Raw genomic sequence first — 2,052 nt, 5'->3', positions numbered from 1 at the left:
GAGGCCGACCGGAAACGGGCCGTGCGGCTGAACGCGACGATCGCCGCCGTCGGCGTCGTCGGCGCGCTCGTCGTGTACGGCGTCGCGGTCGTCGGTTTATAAGTAGCGAGCGGCGTCGCGGTCGTTAGTTTATACGTAGCGAGCGGCGTCTCGGTCGTTAGTTTATACGTAGCGAGCGGCGTCTCGGTCGTCGGTTTATAAATGACGAGCGGCGTCGCGGTCGTTAGGTTGTACGTAGCAGACCGCGTCCTCGGCAGTTTCCGACACCGGACCGTCGCGATCAGCGGGGACGGTTTGCGGCCGGTCACTTATAAGTGATCGCTGAAGCAGTGACGGCGGGCGTCCTCGGAAGCAGCTTCAGTCGGTCGCGTCGATATCTCGTCGGGTCCTGCCCTCTCGCAGGGCACCGCACCCCACACGCTTCCTGATCACGGCGACCGGCTCGCGCCCGTATAAACGCGTGAACCGGCGCGCCCGTGGTCGGGACGCGTTCGTGTCGTCGGATCCTGTCGATGCCGCGTCGAATTTGGATACACGAACGTGCACATAGAAAAACATTAGAACGGGTACGATGTCCACGTAAGTGAATGAGCCTGTCCGAGACGGACCACGAGCTCGTGACGGCCGAGCTCGACCGGGAGCCGACCCCGGCGGAAGTCGAGCTGTTCGAGAACCTGTGGAGCGAACACTGCGCGTATCGGTCCTCGCGACCGCTGCTGTCGGCGTTCGACAGCGAGGGCGACGGGGTCGTTGTCGGCCCCGGCGACGACGCCGCGGTGCTCGCGCTCCCGGAGCCCGACGCCGCCGACACCCCACCGGGCGAGCGCGATCCCGACGACTACGGCGAGACGTACGTCACGTTCGGGATCGAGAGCCACAACCACCCTTCCTACGTCGACCCGTTCGACGGCGCGGCGACGGGCGTCGGCGGCATCGTCCGCGACACCATGTCGATGGGCGCGTACCCGATCGCCCTGCTCGACTCGCTGTACTTCGGCGGCTTCGACCGCGAGCAGTCGCGATACCTGTTCGAGGGCGTCGTGGAGGGGATCTCCCACTACGGCAACTGTATCGGCGTCCCCACTGTGGGGGGGAGCGTCGCCTTCCACGGCGGCTACGAGGGGAACCCCCTCGTCAACGTCGCCTGCGTCGGCGTCACGAACGCGGATCGGCTCGTGACGGCGACCGCTCAGGAGCCCGGCAATCGGCTGCTGCTCGTCGGCAACGCGACCGGCCGGGACGGCCTCGGCGGTGCCTCCTTCGCGAGCGAGGACCTCGCCGAGGACGCCGAGACGGAGGACCGCCCCGCGGTCCAGGTGGGCGACCCCTACGCCGAAAAGCGGCTGATCGAGTGCAACGAGGCGCTGATCGACGAGGACCTCGTCCTGTCGGCGCGGGACCTCGGCGCGGCCGGGCTCGGCGGCGCCTCCTCCGAGCTCGTCGCGAAGGGTGGGCTCGGCGCGCATATCGAGCTCGACCGTGTCCACCAGCGCGAGCCGAACATGAACGCCCTGGAAGTCCTGCTGGCCGAGAGCCAGGAGCGGATGTGTTACGAGGTCGCACCCGAGAACGTCGACCGCGTCCGCGAGCTCGCCGACCGGTTCGACCTCGGCTGTTCGGATATCGGCGAGGTCACCGACGGCAACTACGTCTGCACGTTCGACGGCCCGGGCACCGACGGCCGCGAGACGGTCGTCGACGTCGACGCCGAGTTCCTCGCCGACGGCGCGCCGATGAACGACCTCGCGGCCGCCGAGCCCCCGGCTCCCGAACGCGACCTCCCGGAGCTCGCGCTCGCTGACGCCTTCGAGACGGTCGTCGCCGACCCGAACACCGCGAGCAAGCGCTGGGTGTACCGCCAGTACGACCACGAGGTCGGTACTCGAACCGCGATGAAACCGGGCGACGACGCCGCGATCATCGCGATGCGGGAGACGGCCGGGACGACGACGAGCACCGACTCCGACACGGAGGGCGTCGGCCTCGCGCTCTCCTCGGGCGCGAACCCCCGCTGGACGAGCGTCGCCCCCTACGACGGGGCCCGCGCGGTCG

1 protein-coding gene is annotated in these 2,052 nt (G+C 68.8%); it reads left to right on the top strand.

All coding sequences use genetic code 11. The features are described 5' to 3' along the window. Nucleotides 1-587 precede the first annotated feature (587 nt). Nucleotides 588-2,052, top strand: a 1,465-nt coding sequence (gene purL / locus ACFQEU_RS15050; RefSeq protein ID WP_379783474.1) for a phosphoribosylformylglycinamidine synthase subunit PurL, incomplete at its 3' end; no start/stop codon positions are given.

It is taken from the genome of Halorubrum tibetense, from assembly GCF_042661865.1.
Lineage (GTDB): Archaea > Halobacteriota > Halobacteria > Halobacteriales > Haloferacaceae > Halorubrum > Halorubrum tibetense.
Note: the sequence above shows the minus strand (reverse complement) of the source record. Positions and strands in the feature narration are given on the sequence as shown.